Source organism: Chryseobacterium sp. JUb7, assembly GCF_024806495.1.
Taxonomy (GTDB): Bacteria; Bacteroidota; Bacteroidia; order Flavobacteriales; family Weeksellaceae; genus Chryseobacterium.
The window spans coordinates 148636-165662 of sequence record NZ_JANUFF010000008.1; the positions used below are offsets into that span (position 1 = coordinate 148636).

The 17027-nt window shown below is 34.3% G+C and carries 12 protein-coding genes and 1 CRISPR repeat array (1 of these 13 running past the window's edge); of the genes, 7 read left to right on the forward strand and 5 right to left on the reverse strand.

What is annotated here, in order from left to right:
• Positions 1 to 5: 5 nt before the first annotated feature.
• Both M2373_RS15340 and M2373_RS15345 read right to left on the reverse strand, forming a co-directional pair.
• The gene (locus M2373_RS15340; RefSeq protein WP_259111926.1) at positions 6 to 1481 is read right to left on the reverse strand and encodes a response regulator; all 1476 of its coding nucleotides are present in this window, start codon (positions 1479 to 1481) and stop codon (positions 6 to 8) included.
• A gap of 361 nt (positions 1482 to 1842) precedes the next feature.
• Entirely contained in the window at positions 1843 to 2355 is a 513-nt protein-coding gene (locus M2373_RS15345) for a hypothetical protein (protein ID WP_259111927.1), read from the reverse strand.
• 116 nt (positions 2356 to 2471) lie between these two features.
• Between M2373_RS15345 and M2373_RS15350 the strand changes: the two genes are divergently transcribed.
• Positions 2472 to 3893 carry a PLP-dependent aminotransferase family protein gene (locus M2373_RS15350; RefSeq protein ID WP_259111928.1) on the forward strand — a complete coding sequence of 474 codons (1422 nt, stop codon included), beginning with the start codon at positions 2472 to 2474 and terminating at the stop codon, positions 3891 to 3893.
• A gap of 26 nt (positions 3894 to 3919) precedes the next feature.
• On the opposite strand, the gene M2373_RS15355 is transcribed toward M2373_RS15350, so the two are convergent.
• The gene (locus M2373_RS15355) at positions 3920 to 5407 is read right to left on the reverse strand and encodes a M1 family aminopeptidase (RefSeq protein WP_259111929.1); all 1488 of its coding nucleotides are present in this window, start codon (positions 5405 to 5407) and stop codon (positions 3920 to 3922) included.
• Between the two features lie 235 nt (positions 5408 to 5642).
• On the opposite strand from M2373_RS15355, the gene M2373_RS15360 reads away from it, so the two are divergent.
• Together M2373_RS15360 and M2373_RS15365 are read left to right on the forward strand one after the other, a co-directional pair.
• On the forward strand, positions 5643 to 5819 hold the full coding sequence (locus M2373_RS15360; protein ID WP_042720556.1) for a histone H1: 177 nt from the start codon (positions 5643 to 5645) through the stop codon (positions 5817 to 5819).
• 139 nt (positions 5820 to 5958) lie between these two features.
• Positions 5959 to 7527: a M20/M25/M40 family metallo-hydrolase gene (locus tag M2373_RS15365; RefSeq protein WP_259111930.1), complete on the forward strand. Its 1569-nt coding sequence runs from the start codon at positions 5959 to 5961 to the stop codon at positions 7525 to 7527.
• Between the two features lie 17 nt (positions 7528 to 7544).
• On the opposite strand, the gene M2373_RS15370 is transcribed toward M2373_RS15365, so the two are convergent.
• On the reverse strand, positions 7545 to 8123 hold the full coding sequence (locus tag M2373_RS15370) for an RDD family protein (RefSeq protein ID WP_259111931.1): 579 nt from the start codon (positions 8121 to 8123) through the stop codon (positions 7545 to 7547).
• 10 nt (positions 8124 to 8133) lie between these two features.
• Positions 8134 to 10257, reverse strand: a complete 2124-nt coding sequence (locus M2373_RS15375) for a Tex family protein (protein WP_259111932.1) — start codon at positions 10255 to 10257, stop codon at positions 8134 to 8136.
• Between the two features lie 308 nt (positions 10258 to 10565).
• Here M2373_RS15375 and cas9 point away from each other — a divergent pair, with 308 nt between their 5' ends.
• The 4 genes from cas9 to cas2 are packed head-to-tail and all read left to right on the forward strand — an operon-like array spanning position 10566 to position 16579.
• A complete protein-coding gene (cas9, locus tag M2373_RS15380) occupies positions 10566 to 14957 on the forward strand; it encodes a type II CRISPR RNA-guided endonuclease Cas9 (protein ID WP_259111966.1) in 4392 nt (1463 codons plus the stop codon).
• Entirely contained in the window at positions 14944 to 15354 is a 411-nt protein-coding gene (locus M2373_RS15385; protein WP_259111933.1) for a PIN domain-containing protein, read from the forward strand. The genes cas9 and M2373_RS15385 overlap by 14 nt, the downstream gene beginning before the upstream one ends.
• A complete protein-coding gene (gene cas1, locus M2373_RS15390; RefSeq protein WP_259111934.1) occupies positions 15351 to 16244 on the forward strand; it encodes a type II CRISPR-associated endonuclease Cas1 in 894 nt (297 codons plus the stop codon). Before M2373_RS15385 ends, cas1 begins: the two co-directional genes overlap by 4 nt.
• A complete protein-coding gene (gene cas2 / locus M2373_RS15395; protein ID WP_259111935.1) occupies positions 16241 to 16579 on the forward strand; it encodes a CRISPR-associated endonuclease Cas2 in 339 nt (112 codons plus the stop codon). The genes cas1 and cas2 overlap by 4 nt, the downstream gene beginning before the upstream one ends.
• Before the next feature lie 57 nt (positions 16580 to 16636).
• A CRISPR array of direct repeats spans positions 16637 to 17027; the repeat unit is 47 nt; unit sequence GTTGTGTGTTATCACGAAGATAATAAAATTTGAAAGCAATTCACAAC; it runs 2505 nt beyond the window's last position.

Genomic DNA, 17027 nt, shown 5'->3' on the forward strand with positions numbered 1-17027 from the left:
GAAAATTAATTTAAAGGTAAGGTGAAATAAAATGTAGATCCTTCATCTACTTTACTCGATACACCGATATTTCCGTGGTGCTGCTTAATAATTTCGGAGCATATGAATAATCCGATTCCCATTCCCTGAAACTGAAGTGAAGATTCTTCTACACGGTAAAATTTATGAAAAACAGCATCCTGTTTAAAGTCGGGAATTCCAATTCCGAAGTCGGTAACATTCACTTTTACTTCCTGTTCTTCTTCATCAACAAAAGTGGTAACGATAACCTGATTATTTTGAGGAGAATATTTAATGGCATTGGTTAAGAAATTGATTAAAACCTGCTCAATACGAATTTCATCTAAAGGAATTAAAACATCCGGTTTGATACCGTGACGCTCAATTTTTATCTGGCGGGTTTCATGCGTCTGCAATATCGTTTCTATCGAGTTATGAATAACGCTTTCCAGGTTGGTGGGTTTCTTATTGATTTTAAGTTTTCCGTTTTCAATTTTGGAAACATCCAGTAAATCGGTAATCAGACTGTTCAGTTTTTCAATCTGGTCCTGAACTTTCACCATAAAACCGGCTTCTGCACTTTCTTTTTCAAGCTTCAGCTTGCGGTCCAGTAATTGAACATAAGCTTTAATACTTGTTAAAGGCGTTTTAAGCTCATGACTGGCAATACTCAGGAACTCATCCTTTTCTTTTTCAACTTTCTTCTGATCATCAATATCAGTAAAGCTTCCCACCCAGTTTTTAACGATGTTTTCATCATATACAGGAGTGACACGCAGCAGATGGTACCGGAAATCTCCGGTTTTTACATTCTTAATTCTGATTTCCAGTTCGAGGGCTTTACCCTTCTTTTTGCAACGTTCAAGCTCCTCTTTAATACAAAAATCATCCGGATGTGTTTCCGGAAACTCCTGTTCAGAATTGGAATATTCATGCCATTTGGCATTCACAAAATCTACCTCTCCTTCTTCATTCAGCGTAAAAGCAATCTGTGGCAGAGACTCAAGCATCAGATGAAAATGATCAATCTGAGATTTCATCGTAACCTGAGACTCTCTTCTTCCTTTGACTTCCAGTTCAAGACTTTGCTGCGTTTTCTTCATTGCAAGACTTTGCTCCTGAAGATTATAGAAGGTTTTTACTTTAAGCAGAAGAATTTCAGGATCAATAGGCTTGGTAACATAGTCCTTTCCCCCTGAGGCATATCCTCGTGTTATGAACTTTTTTTCGGTACTTACGGCAGATAAAAAAATAATCGGAATTTCCTTTGTTTTACTATAATCAGCCAGTGTTTCCGCTACTTCAAAGCCATCCATATCGGGCATTTGCACATCCAGAATGATTAAAGCATAATTATTTTTCAATGCTTTTCCCAATGCTTCTTCACCGGAGCTGGCTATATCAACCTGAAAATCTTTAGATTCCAATAATTTTTTTAGGGAGTAAAGATTATTTTGGTTATCATCAACAATTAAGATCATAAATTTTGAAAATAAGTAATTGGATTTGTAATTCTTATTGTTTCAAAAATACTCACAAATTTCGAAAAAAACAGCTATTTTTTAATTGTTTTGCATCTATGTACCACGTTTATAAATATTTTTAAGGTTATTTTAGGAAAATTTTCAGTAAATAAATTTCTAGTGTAAAAAAACTGACAGAGACTCAGTGGGTTAACGTAAAATTGCTTAAAAATACTACAGATAAAGGAAAAATTTCTATTCACGGCATAAAGTTTGAATAAAACCAGGCAACACACTTTTCACTTAGATATATTTTCAAACTTTAAACTCCTGAAATTCTCAGGAGTTTATTTTTTTATTTTAATCAGAGCAGTATACTTTACTTTTTAAGTTCTAAAACTAAAGTGGAAGAGGGTAGCGAGAAAGGATTTGTATGAGAATCTTCAACATCATTAAAGCCCATTTTTTTCAGAAAATGAAGTAAAGGATCATGCTTTAATACGTTCGTCCAGATCACATCTGTAAGTTTTGCCGCTGAAAAGCATTTATTCCAAAGTGACTGTTGTATTTCCGGAAAATGATATTGAGGAAGGATGGCAAAAACCATTTCTGTTGTTCTCTTTTCCTCTGAGAACTTAGGATGTCGCGAGCCTCCTTTTAATAAACCATAGCCAACAGGAGTGTTGTCTTGGTAAGTAATGATCAGCTGATTGGAAAGATTATTAAGCTCATTGATTTTTTCCCTTACATCAAAATGCTCATCAATATAACACTGCATATCTTTTTCAGATACGAATTCTTTATATAAGTTAAGAAATGAAGGTTTTTCTACTGCAAAAAAATCAGCAACTCCCTCATCTGAGCCTACGACGAATTTTGAAACTATTTCCATGAATTTTTTATCAAATGTATTTTAATTATTCCGACCCGTTTCGATACAGTTTCATAAAATGCAATCGGTACAGATGTTTATTTTGTAAATTTACAGAGTACAGTTGATGTAAGATTATGGGATTCTACAAATATGAAATTTTCACTTCAGTCATCGAACAGCAAATCGGCAAAGGGATTCTTCGTAAAGGAGATCGCCTGCCTTCGGTTCGGGAGATTAAAAATAAATATGGATTAAGTGGTAGCTCGGTGCAGAGCGGTTATGAGTATCTGATGATAAAAGGATTGATAAAAAGTCAGCCTCGTTCAGGATATTTTGTTTCAGACGATCAGGAGGAAATGATTCCGGTGATTCCTACTAAATTATTACCGGTTTCAAGAGATATTGAATTCAGCAGAAATATTTCACTGACTTCCGCAAGAAATAAACCTTTTGAGTCCAGTGCCTTTAATACTGCGGTTCCCGGGGATCTGCTGATTCCCCAAAAACTCATTCTTCGTACCATGCAGGAAGTGATAAGGGAAAAAGGAGCTGCACTTCTCCGTTACTATCCTTCGAATGGTTCTCCGGAATTACGAGAACTGATCTCTAAGCGGTTGGTAAAGCATGGATGTGTCACTAATTCTGAAGAGTTAATCATTACTGACGGAGCTTTGCAGGCATTATTTATTGCCTTACGTTCGGTAACCGAGGAAGGGGATGTGATCGCGGTAGAAAGTCCATGTGTTTTTTCTGTACTTGAAGTGATTGCCGGTCTTAAACTGAAAATCATTGAAATTCCGGTTTCTTATCACGAGGGATTTGATGTAAATTATTTTGAAAAGGTCTGTATGGAAAACAATATCCGGGCGGTAGTACTGACTCCTAATTTTCATAATCCTACAGGCATTTGCATGAAAGATCATCAGAAAAAAAAGTTACTGGAGGTTTCTGAAACATTTGAAATTCCTGTTATTGAAAATGATATTTATGGTGATTTATATTTCTCAGATCAAAGACCTGCCTGTATTAAAAAATTTGATGTGAATGGTTGGGTAATGACTTTTTCATCCTATTCAAAAACGCTGGCTCCGGGAATTCGTCTTGGATTTTTGGATGCCGGTAGATTTTATGCCAGGGCCGAAAAAATAAAATTTAATTTGGGAAGATCGGTCTCCCCAATATATCAGGAACTGATGGTAAAACTTCTTCAGAGAAACAGCTATGACCGTCATCTTTATGTTTTTCGCAAAAAGCTTCAGCAGCAGGCTATTTCGGTATTAGATGCGTTAAGAATTTACTTTCCGAAGGATTCTTATTTTCACAAACCTGAAGGCGGATATAGCATTTGGGGTGAGTTACCTAAAGGAATTGATATGACAACATTTTACGATTATTGTGAAAAAAATAGAATTTTATTCACTCCCGGAAGTACATTTTCCACGACAGAAGTATATCACCGGAATTTCAGAATTGTTTTTGCAGATCACATTACTCAGGAAAGTCTGATGTTGATCGAAAAAGCGGGTATTAAAGCCAAAATGTTGTTGGGAGAATAAATATTTACTTCTTAGATTTCAACTAATCAGTTATTTATAGGATATTTTACCTCACTATTCTCTTTTAATTCTAACTGAGGAATGTTATCAATTATTTTGAACATAAAACAATCAATCCATTTTTCACTCACGAGTTCTATATCTTCGCCGCTGATGATGTGTTTTTGAAAAAAGTAACTAATATCCTGATTCAGGTATTTAGCAACCAAATCCAGAAATATTTCATCAGAAAATTTTATCTTATTTTTGGTACAGTATACCAAAAGTTCACGCATTAGATTATCCAGAGATTTGGTATAATTGCTCTTTATCATAATCTGGTTATCCAGCCAGAAAGCAAAAATAGCCCCGAGCCGGTAGGGAATTTTTTCAATATTTCTGTTTTTCCAGAAATCATCTTTGATTTTATAATTGGGAATATTTCTCGATGGATTTTTCCAGTGACCGGCAAGAATTTCAGTGTTGAATAGAGAAACCCATTCATCAAAGGAAATGTCTTTAATTCGCAATCTGTTTTTATAGGTATAATAGTCGGTAAAGCCTTCGCTGAACCAGTAATTCAGTTCTTCATTTTTATTCTGGATTTTATTACCGATCCAATCATGCATCAGCTCATGATGCAAAAGGTATAGATAAGAGTTTTTATTGTTAAACAGATTATTGGTTCCATGAATCATAAACGCATTCTGAATGGCGGAACCTTTTGTGCTGTATCCTTTAAACAGCTCGTCATCTTGTGAAACAGTGGGAGTCATGATTACTGTAAAATAATCCTGACTATAATCTTTCCAGAAATCCCTCTGAGACTGTATTGCTTTTTTCAGATTTGAAAACAGAAAATCATCTGTAAAGCCATTGTGCCATTGATCTCTGATGGCGAAATATATTTGCTTTTCATGAAATCTGAAGCCATAAATTCTATAATCTCCACCTACAAAAAGGGAATGATAAAAGCCTTGCCAGAGACTTGTCTTTATCCTCTGTTTTTTTATCTGAGTTCCAAAAGTATTATGAACTTTAAATTTTTCAGGAAAATTGACCCATTCAATAGAGATATCGATAGTTTCATTTTCCGGCATTTCTGTGAAGCTTTTAGGTACAATAAATAAGTTTTTACCCAAAACATGGAAGAAATTATTTTTTACCCTCGGACGGTTAAAAACATGATGGCTAGGTTCTGAAAAATCCTGCTTTATGTGATATATAAATGAGATTTTACCGCCTTTTTGCGGACGGATTTTGATTTCATCTTTTTCAGGATGGGTTTCGAAAGTATTTTGCGGATTGTCTTCCTGTTTTATAATGAGGCTTTTAAAAAGATTTTCTTCACCCCAATTGCTGTTGCTGTAATGAAAATAAGCGGTTTTTGCAGAATCAGGAACTGTGTATTCCACTTGTATTTTTAAACCATTTTCCTCAAGATTTTTGTCATAGAAAACTTTATAATTAATTTTATTCTGAGAAAATGAATAAAAGGGCAGCAGTATAAAGATAAAAAGAAATTTTTTGAACATTTAATATATTGGTGAGCTATTAGTGATGATCAAATTTAATTAAAAGTAGCGTACAAACAAGAGCTGTGGTAGGTTTTTTATCATTTCTTGAAAGCCAAAAATCACTTTTTTGTCCCAAAATTGATAAGGAAATGAAAATAAGCTTATAAATTTCAATAATTATAGTAAAGTTTTTACATCAAAGTTGGCTGGAATCACCATAAAACCTATATTTGCAGCCTAAATTTTAAAAATAATGAAAGAACTAATTGAAAAAATCAACGCGGAATTTGAAGCATTCGCAACTGAGGCAAACCAACAAGCAGAAAAAGGAAATAAAGCTGCTGGAACTAGAGCTCGTAAATCAGCTTTGGAATTGAGCAAGTTGTTCAAAGAATTCAGAAAAGTTTCTGTTGAAGAATCTAAAAAATAATGTATTTTAAACCGGTTACTTGTAGCCGGTTTTTTTATTAAAATTTATTTGGGGAGCTTTTATTTCTGATAATTTTTCTCTTTCATTCCTTTTAATTTTCCTTTAAATTCTATTATCTTTAAGCCAATCAATATACGTTATGAAGATAAATAGATTTTTTGCAATGCCTGCAGTAGTGCTGGCAACGCAATTTTCTTTAGCTCAGGGAACTTCGAACTCCCAAAATCAGCAAAATCCAATTATACAAAGTTTTGTAAATGAAGTTAATACCAATTCTCAGTTAGAGGATATGGCCTATGAACTTCTAGATGGAGTAGGTCCACGTTTAGTAGGAACTCCGGAAATGTTGGCTGCCAACGAATGGACAGCCGGTAAACTGCGTTCTTGGGGGATAGAAGCCAACTTACAGCAGTTTGGAACATGGAAAGGCTGGCAGCGGGGAATCACACATGTAGATATGACGTATCCGAGAGTGAAATCTTTGTCAGCAACACAACTGGCATGGAGCCCGGCGACTAAAAAAGCAGTCGAGGCAGAAGTGGTAATTCTTCCGAAAGTATCTTCCAAGGCTGAGTTTGATCAATGGCTGCCCTCTGCGAAAGGTAAAATTGTTCTGATTGCTCAATATCAGAAAATCGGTCGTTCGGATGAGCAGATCAAAGAATTTGCAACACCTGAACTTTATGAGAAACTTAAAAAAGAAAAAGAGCAGGCGACAAAAGATTTCCAGAATTATGTCAAAAATATAGGGTACGATAATACAAGTCTCCCTGAAGCACTGGAAAAAGCAGGAGCTGCTGGAGTGGCAATTTCAAACTGGACGGGTATTATGGGAGCGAACAGAATTTTCGGGGCCAAAACAAGCAAAATTCCGATGATTGATATCGATGTTGAAGATTACGGAATGTTGTACAGGATGGCTGAGAAAGGAGCAAAACCTAAAATTAAAGTAGAAACTCAGTCAAAAGCTCTTCCTGATGCCAAAACGTTTAACACCATCGGAATGATCAGAGGGAAAGAAAAACCAAACGAATATGTTGTGCTTTCTGCCCATCTTGATTCCTGGGATGGAGCTCAGGGAGCTACAGACAACGGAACGGGGGTTTTAACGATGCTTGAGACCATGAGAATCCTGAAAAAATATTACCCGGATAACAAAAGGACAATTGTTGTTGGACTTTGGGGAAGTGAAGAACAGGGACTGAACGGTTCAAGAGGTTTTGTGGCAGATAATCCGGAAATCATTAAAGGAGTACAGGCTGTTTTTAATCAGGATAACGGAACCGGACGTGTAGTCAATATCAGCGGACAAGGATTTGTTAATGCCTATGATTACATCGGAAAGTGGCTGAATGCTGTTCCTAAAAACGTGAGAGACCAAATTAAAACAGATTTTCCGGGAATGCCTGGCGGCGGTGGTTCTGATCATGCTTCGTTTGTAGCAGCAGGAGTTCCGGGATTCTCTTTAAGTTCATTGAACTGGGGGTATTTCGGATACACGTGGCATACTACAAAAGATACGTATGATAAAATCGTTTTTGATGAGGTTAAAAATAATGTCATTCTTACCGCGGCTTTAGCCTATATGGCTTCTGAAGATCCCGAATTTACCAACAGGGAACGAAGAACAATGCCGGCTAATGATAAAGGAGAAGTGGCAAAATGGCCTGAAGTGAAACAATCTAGAAGAGATTCTAAAGGGTTTTAAATAAAATAATGAGCGGTTTAATCAATAAGCCGCTCGTTATTTTTAGGTTGCTCTATGTCAAGTAAATTTCTGATTTCAGCAATTTTGCTTTCTTTTACAATATAAGTAACACAGATTTTATTATTGAGATGCATGCTGAAATTCATTTTTGTCCCGTTGCGGGTTCCCATAGCCATTGTTTTATACCTATATTCTGAAAAAACAGGAAAAAAATTGGCAAGGCATAAAAAATTTCGCCATAAAGATTTCAAAAATCCCGGATAATTTCCTTCATCATCAATCACTTTCATTCGAAATACTTTCTTTCCCAGGGTAGTTCCAAAATAAAACTCAGTGATTGCTCCTGAAATGATAACACATGGAATAGAAAAAAGAATACTGAAAATAAGAATCTGATTGAAGATAAAATGAAAAATTAAAGAAAATATAGCCAGGTCAATCCATTTTGCAAATAATCTTTGGGTTTCACTATCTTTAAAACCAGGGTTATACGGCAAATGGTATTCGTAAGTATGATAGATTCTCTTTCCATACTCGTCAAAATCCAGAGTCGGTCTGTGAATGATTTTTCTTTCTTTAATTTCTGATATTTTCAAGATAATTTTTTTAAAGAATCATACTCAGCTGCACTCTTTTTCTTGCTTCATCCACCTCAGTTACTCTCACCTGAACATGCTGATGTAATTTTACCACTTCATTGACATCGGATACAAAACCATCTTTCAACTGGGAAATGTGCACCAGTCCGCTTTCTTTTATTCCTAAATCAACAAAGCATCCGAAAGCTGTAATATTATTCACGATTCCCGGTAAAATCATTCCTGTTTTCAAGTCGGTGATCTTTTTTACATTTGGATCAAATTCGAAAACTTTTGCTGCCTTTCGGGGATCTAAGCCAGGTTTTTCAAGTTCTTTTAAAATATCTCTGATGCTTAAAATTCCAATATCTTCCGTAATATATTTTTCGGGATCTATCTGAGCTATTTTTTCTTTATTGGCGATCAGTTCATTGGTTTTTATGCCCAGGTCTTTAACCATTTTTTCAATAATTCCATAGGCTTCAGGATGAACTGCTGAATTGTCCAATGGATTTTTGCTATTGGTGATTCTGATAAATGCTGCAGCCTGCTGAAAAGCCTTTTCACCAAGTCTCGGAACTTTTTTTAACTGTTTACGGTCTTCGAAAGCTCCGTTTTCAGCACGGTAATTAACAATGTTTTCAGCCATCTTTTCTCCGATTCCGGAAACATAGCTTAATAATGATTTGCTTGCTGTGTTCAGGTTAATTCCCACAGAATTTACACATTTCATCACGGTGGAATCCAGCTCGTTTTTCAGCTGTGTCTGGTCAACATCATGCTGATACTGTCCGACTCCGATTGATTTGGCATCAATTTTAACCAATTCTGCCAGAGGATCAGCTAGTCTTCTTCCGATGGAAACGGCGCCACGAACAGTTACATCATAACTTGGGAATTCATCTCTTGCAATTTTGCTTGCAGAATATACCGAAGCTCCGGCTTCCGAAACCACAAAAACCTGTAACGGCTTATCAAATGCAATTTTTTTAATAAAAAACTCAGTTTCACGACTCGCAGTTCCGTTTCCAATAGAAATAGCTTCTATGCTATATGCATTCACCATAGAACGGATTTTCTTCATGGCCATTCCCGATTCATTTTGTGGCGCATGAGGATAAATGGTTTCGTTGTGAAGTAAATCTCCTTTTTCATCGAGACACACAATTTTACAACCGCTTTTATAGCCGGGATCGATGGCCAGAATTCTCTTTTCACCCAAAGGTGGAGCAAGCAGCAGCTGGCTTAAATTCTCGGAAAAGATTTCTATTGCTTTTTTATCTGCTTTTTCTTTGGCTTCCTGTAATGTTTCGTTTGAAATAGCAGGCTCCAATAATCTTTTGTAGCTGTCTTTTATAGCCAATGAAATCTGTTCTGCCGACTCATTATTTGATTTGATAATTGCATTTTCGATAAAGTCGATGGCTTCTTCTTTGCTGATGTCAATACTTGTTTTTACAAAGCCTTCAGCTTCAGCTCTCAACATCGCTAAAAGCCTGTGGGATGGAGTTCGGTTCAGGCTTTCTTCCCATTCAAAATACTGAGAGAATTTCTGAGCGGCTTCTTCCTCTTTTTTTGCTTTTACCACTTTTGAAGTTACGACGGCTTTTCTCTGGAACAAACGGCGAAGATTTTTTCTGACATACATATTTTCGTTGACCCATTCTGCCATGATATCGCGTGCTCCCTGTAGTGCCTCTTCTTCACTGGGAACCTGATCATTCAGATATTTTGAGGCCAAAAACTGCATATCTTGAGCTTTCTGACTCATGATGATTTTGGCCAAAGGTTCCAATCCTTTTTCTTTTGCGGTGTCTGCTTTTGTTTTTCTTCGTTTTTTAAAAGGTAGATATAAATCTTCAAGCTCCTGAATATCGAAGCTTTCTTCAATTCTCTGTTTCAATTCGGGAGTTAAAGAATTTTGCTCTTCTATAGATTTTACAATAGATTCTTTTCTTTTTACAATGTCCTCAAACTGTTTGTTAAGCTTTGAAATCTGTTCGATCTGAATTTCATCCAAATTTCCGGTTCTATCTTTTCGGTAACGGGAAATAAAAGGAATCGTACAGTCTTCAGAAAGTAATTCCAGCGTTGCCTGAATGCTTTTTTCAGATATATGGAGGGTTTGCTTGATATAGCTAATGGTGTTCATTGAATTTTTTTGGAAGTGCTAAAATAGTGTTTTGAAATAAAAAAAAGATGAGTTGCCCCGCCTTAAATGTTTTGTACATTAATTTTTATCTGCTTAAAAAAAATTCACGAAACATTTGGACATAAAAAAACCTCCTGATTATGGACAAGAGGTGACCCAAATGTTTTCACAACGGAATAATCCTTATTGTGAATTGCTTTCGTTTTCAAAGATAGAAATTATTTTTTTATACGAAATAAGGGAAACCGTATTTTACATTATTTTTTTCTTTCTATTTTTAGAGTAATTTCAAAAAACGGATAATCATGATGAAAAATATTTTAGGATTAGATTTAGGAACGAATTCTATTGGCTGGGCATTAATACAGCAGGATTTTCAAAATAAGCAGGGTGTTATTCTAGGAATGGGAAGTAGAATTATCCCAATGTCTCAGGATATTCTGGGTGATTTTGGAAAAGGAAATTCTGTATCCCAGACTGCTGCAAGAACGGATTATAGAAGTGTAAGGAGGCTTCGTGAAAGATTTTTATTACGAAGAGAAAGACTTCACAGGATTTTAAATGTTTTAAATTTTCTTCCAGAACATTATGCTTCTCAAATAGATTTTGAAAAAAGATTTGGAAAGTTTAAGACTGAAACAGAGCCAAAGTTGGTTTATCATAATGGTGAATTTATTTTTAAAAAGCCTTTTCAAGAAATGATTTCCGATTTTAAGAATCATCAGCCTCAGCTTTTAGAAAATGATAAAAAAATTCCTTATGATTGGACCATATATTATCTGCGTAAAAAAGCTTTAACTCAAAAAATAGAGAAAGAAGAGTTGGCTTGGCTTATTTTGAATTTTAATCAAAAACGTGGTTATTATCAATTGCGTGGAGAAGAGGAAGAAGAGAACCCAAACAAATTAGTGGAATTTTATTCATTAAAAATTGTTAATGTTTTGGCAGATGAGCTTCAAAAAGGAAAATCTGATATTTGGTATTCTTTAATTTTAGAAAATGGTTGGATCTACAGACGTTCCAGCAAAACGCCTTTATTTGATTGGAAAGATAAAATAAAAGACTTTATTGTAACTACTGATTTGAATGATGATGGAAGTATTAAAATCGATAAGGAAGGAAATGAGAAAAGAAGTTTCCGTTCTCCAAGCGAGAATGATTGGACTCTTGTAAAGAAAAAAACAGAGCAGGAAGTTGAAAAATCTCATAAAACGGTAGGAGCTTACATTTATGAAACGCTTCTTCAAAATCCGAAACAAAAAATCAAAGGAAAGCTGGTTCGTACCATTGAAAGAAAGTTTTATAAAGAGGAGTTAAAGCAAATCTTAGAAAAACAGAAAAAATTTCATTCTGAATTGCAGAATGATGATCTGTATATTGATTGTGTTCGTGAACTGTATCGAAATAATGAAGCGCATCAATTAACCTTAAGCAAAAAAGATATTGTTCATCTTTTTATGGATGATATAATTTTCTATCAAAGGCCGTTGAGAAGTCAGAAATCCTCTATTTCAAATTGTACTTTGGAATTTAGAAAATATAAGGATGAAAATGGGGTAGAGCATATTCAATATTTAAAAGCGATTCCAAAATCAAATCCTTATTATCAGGAATTTAGGATTTGGCAATGGATTTTTAATCTTAATATCTATAAAAAAGATAGTGATGAGAACGTTACCAAAGAATTTTTAGGCAGTACGAAAGATTTCGAAAATCTGTTTGAATTTTTAAATAACAGAAAAGATGTTGAGCAAAAGCAGTTAATCAAATTTCTTTTAGAGCAAAAAGATTTTAAAGGAAAATTTTTAAATGCTGAAGCTGAAAAATTCCGCTGGAATTTCATTGAAGATAAAAAATATCCTTGTAACGAAACCAAAACAATGATTTCATCAAGATTAGATAAAGTCGAAGGAATTTCTGATGAATTTCTGACGAGAGAAGTTGAGCAAAATATTTGGCATATTATCTATTCTGTAAATGATAAAATTGAATATGAAAAAGCATTAAAATCTTTTGCCCATAAAAATAATCTGAATGAAAACTCTTTTTTTGAAGCTTTCAAAAAATTCCCACCGTTCAAAAGTGAATATGGTTCTTTCTCTGAAAAAGCTATTAAAAAAATACTGCCTTTGATGAGAATAGGAAGATATTGGAGTTATAAAGATATCATTCAAGATTCAAAAGAAAGGATTCAAAAAATTATTACCGGAGAATATGATGAAAATATCAAAGACAAAGTAAGAGACAAAGCAATACATTTCACGTCCGAAAATGATTTTCAAGGACTGCAATTGTGGTTGGCTCAATATATTATTTATGGTAGACATTCAGAAGCATCCATGATTGGTAAATGGAATTCTGCTGATGATCTGGAAGAGTTTTTGAAAGGCTTTAAGCAACATTCTTTACGTAATCCTATTGTGGAGCAAGTTATAACAGAAACACTTCGTGTTGTAAAAGATATTTGGCTTAAATATGGAAATGGTGCTAAAGATTTTTTCAATGAAATTCATATTGAATTAGGAAGAGAAATGAAGCTTCCTGCCCAAGAAAGAGAAGACCTTACTCGCAAGATTTCTGAAAATGAAAATACCAATTTGCGTATCAAAGCTTTATTGGCTGAAATGATAAATGATGCTGCGGTAGAGAATGTTCGTCCATATTCTCCAATGCAACAGGAAATTTTGAAAATTTACGAAGATGGAATTTTAAAATCTGACATAGAAATTGAAGATGATATTCTTAAAATCAGCAAAACAGCTCAGCCTTCTCCATCAGACTTAAAAAGATATAAACTTTGGTTGGAACAGAAATATAAGTCACCTTATACGGGGCAAATTATTCCGTTAAATAAATTATTTACACCAGAATATGAAATAGAACATATTATCCCTCAAAGCCGTTACTTTGATGATAGTTTCAGTAATAAAATCATTTGTGAATCCGCAGTAAATAAATTGAAGGACAATTATATTGGTCTTGAATTTATTAAAAAATTCGGAGGAACAATTATAGAACGAGGAAATCAAAAACCTTTAGCTGTTTTAAAACAAGATGAATACGAAGATTTTATAAAAAAAACGTATGCTAATAATCGAGGCAAAAGAAATAAACTCCTTTTGGAAGAAATTCCTGAAAAAATGATTGAGCGACAGTTGAATGATACCAGACATATAAGTAAATATATTTCCGGAGTACTTTCTAATATAGTGAGAGTAGAAGACGGAACAGATGAAGGCATTAATTCTAAAAATATTGTTCCCGGAAACGGAAAAATAACAACACAACTTAAGCAGGATTGGGGAATGAATGATGTTTGGAATGATTTAATACTTCCACGTTTTGAAAGAATGAATCAACTAACCGGTTCAACAGATTTCACTACTTGGAATGAAAACTATCAAAAATTTTTGCCTACCGTACCTATTGAATTTTCAAAAGGATTTTCAAAAAAAAGAATAGACCATCGCCATCATGCTTTAGATGCTCTTGTGATTGCCTGTGCAACAAAAGACCATATAAATTTACTGAATAATCAATCTGCAAAGTCAGAAACGAAACGGTATGATTTGAAAAAGAAATTGATGAAGTTTGAGAAGGTAGTCTATAAGCATTCACACTCTGGCGATACAATTGAAAGAGAAGTTCCAAAACAATTTTTAAAACCTTGGGATAATTTCACATTAGATGCAAAAAATAGTTTAGAGAAGATTATTGTCAGTTTTAAACAAAACCTTCGTGTTATTAATAAGGCTACCAATTACTATGAAAAATATGTAGAGAGAGATGGATTGAAAAGAAAAGAAAGGGTAGAGCAGACCGGAATGAATTGGGCGATAAGAAAATCTATGCACAAAGATACTGTTTCTGGTAAAGTAGATTTACCTTGGCTAAAAGTTCCGAAAGGAAAAATACTGACAGCAACTAGAAAAAGTCTTGATGCATCTTTCGATCTAAAGTCAATAAATTCTATTACTGACACGGGAATCCAGAAAATTCTTAGAAATTATTTGGAATTTAAAGGCAGTCCTGAGTTGGCTTTTTCTCCTGAAGGAATCGAAGATATGAATAAAAATATCGAGAAATTTAATGATAATAAACCTCACCAACCAATAACAAAAGTTAGGGTTTTTGAATTGGGGAGTAAATTTCAGGTGGGTCAATCTGGAAACAAAAAAGATAAATATGTAGAAGCTGCAAAAGGAACTAATTTGTTTTTTGCAATTTATGAAGATAAAAATGGGAAGAGAAGTTATGAGACTATTCCTTTAAATGAAGTGGTTGAAAGGCAAAAGCAGGGATTAACATCTGTCCCATTAGACAATGAAAAGGGTAACCAATTATTATTTGATTTATCTCCAAATGATTTAGTTTATGTACCAGAAGCAGATGAGAGTATAGACAATAATTTTACATTATCTATTTTGAACAAAGAGCAAATCAGTAGAATTTATAAAGTTGAAAAAACTTCTGGAACTGAATGTTATTTTGTTCGTCAAGATATTGCTTATTTAATAAAACAGTATGATTCGAAAACAAAAATTGGAGAATTAGAAAGTCAAAATAAATTACAGGTAACTATGACAGATGATAGAATTAAAATTGCAGATGTATGCCTGAAAATAAATTGTGACAGGTTAGGAAATATCAGTTTTTTAACAAAAGAAAAAGTAAAAAAAATGTTTGATGAATACAGATAAAATAGCAATTGATGCAAATGTACTTTTATATGCTTATGATAATAGTAATATAAACAAGCAAGATAAAGCTATAGAGATATTGCTCCAAAAACCATTTGCTAGTCAATTAGTTATTTTCGAATTTATAAAAGTTCTTGAAAGAAAATTTAAAATGGACAAAAAAGATATTATGAAACTTACTCTAAAAGTGCTTGAGGAATTAGTTTATCCACTTGTTCAACACAGTGATATTCATAATTATGCTCACTTTTTAGTTCGAAGATATAACTATGGGTTAAGTGATATTTTAATACTTTCAGATTCAATACTTAATAACTGTTCTGTTTTGCTATCAGAAGATATGTGTGACGGAATGGTTGTAGACAAAAAATTGAAAATTGTTAATCCCTTTTTATGATCACCCGCTCCATCTACATTGGCAATCCAGCTTACCTCAAACTAAAAGATGAGCAGATGAAAATCCTATGCCCGGAAACCAAATCGGAAAAGGGAAGTATTCCAGTGGAAGATTTGGGCTTACTGATGTTAGATCATTTTCAGATTACCATTTCACATAACCTTATTCAGAAAATGATGGGAAATAATGTCGTAATGATTAGCTGTGATGCACAACATTTACCACACGGAATCATGTTGCCACTTTACGGGCATACGGAGCATTCTGACCGGATAAAAGATCAGCTGGAAGCAAGTGAACCTCTAAAAAAACAACTTTGGAAACAGACCATAGAATGCAAAATTGAAAATCAAAAAAATGTATTGATGAGGTTGGGGAATTACTATGAACCCATGATTGATTATCAAAATAATGTAAAAAGTGGTGATATTACCAATATGGAAGGTATTGCGGCTCAGCATTACTGGAAATATCTTATCAGTTTAGATTTTCTCAGGCAACGTTTTGGAGACTCACCGAATCAGTTTTTCAATTTCGGTTATGCGGTACTTCGAAGTATTGTAGCAAGAGCAATTGTAGAAACGGGATTGCTCCCGGTACTCGGTATTTTTCATAAAAACAAATACAATCCTTACTGCCTGGCAGATGACCTTATGGAGCCTTATCGACCGTTTGTAGATCTTTTGGTGATGCAGTGGCTGTCTGAAAATCCCGTTTCTGAAGAACTTACTAAAGAATTTAAAGCACATATCCTTCAGATAGCTACTAGAGATGTAAGAATTGATGATAAAACGAGACCGTTACTGGTTGCCGTAAAAACAACGGTAACTTCTCTGTATAAATGTTATACCGGTGAAAAAAGGTTGATTTCTTATCCTGAACTGATATGAATGCCGAAAGGTTTAATGCATACCGGATTATGTGGGTTTTAGTACTATATGATTTACCGACTGAAACGAAGGCGAACATGAAGGATGCCAATCGTTTTCGCAAAAGTTTGATTGATGACGGATTTACTCTGTTTCAATTTTCCATGTATGTAAGACATTGCCCAAGTCGTGAAAATGCTGAGGTTCATATTAAAAGAGTGAAATTTATGCTTCCCAAAGCCGGGAAAGTAGCCATTATGTGTATTACCGACAAGCAGTTTGGAGATATTGAAATTTTCTTTGCCAGAAATAGAGAAGAGCCTCCACCCACATTCCAGCAGCTTGAATTATTCTAATTTTTCAATTCTAAATACAAAAATAATCTACTGAAAACCAGTAGATTATTTTTTGAGGTTGTGTGTTATCACGAAGATAATAAAATTTGAAAGCAATTCACAACTAAAAACACGCAATCTTAATTTAGGATCGTGTTGTGTGTTATCACGAAGATAATAAAATTTGAAAGCAATTCACAACGCATAGCTACACCTGATACATTTCCTGAGAGTTGTGTGTTATCACGAAGATAATAAAATTTGAAAGCAATTCACAACATATTAGAAAAAGCAATGTCTATAACTAAAGTTGTGTGTTATCACGAAGATAATAAAATTTGAAAGCAATTCACAACTCTTGATATGGTCTGTTATTAGTTTCAAGTGTTGTGTGTTATCACGAAGATAATAAAATTTGAAAGCAATTCACAACCGCCAGTTAATCCAGTGTCGCCTTTCGGACGTTGTG